Raw genomic sequence first — 309 nt, 5'->3', positions numbered from 1 at the left:
CAGGAATTGAAGCCCTTGTGGCATCGTCTGCGCCAGCTTCTGCTCGCCTCTTCGAAGCTCTGTGTCGATGAGACCCCGGCGCCGGTGCTGGATCCGGGGCGCGGCAGGACAAAAACCGGCTACTTCTGGGCGCTGTCACGCGATGACAGGCCTTGGGCCGGACCTGATCCGCCTGGGGTGGTCTATGCCTATGCACCGGGCCGCGGCGCCGTTCATGGCTTGCGGCTGCTTGAGGGCTATCGCGGCATCATCCACTGCGACGGCTATCAGGCTTACAAGACCATGACCCGAGAGACGCGTGCGGACGCC

Annotated in this window: 1 protein-coding gene; it reads left to right on the top strand. The window is 64.7% G+C overall.

Annotated elements, in window-relative coordinates; genetic code table 11:
- Positions 1–309 (top strand): IS66 family transposase (locus tag AC5ZFO_RS48420; protein ID WP_496124323.1); only part of this gene is annotated, 309 nt, incomplete at both ends.

This window comes from Bradyrhizobium sp. Unk1, assembly GCF_059512345.1.
Note: the sequence above shows the minus strand (reverse complement) of the source record. Positions and strands in the feature narration are given on the sequence as shown.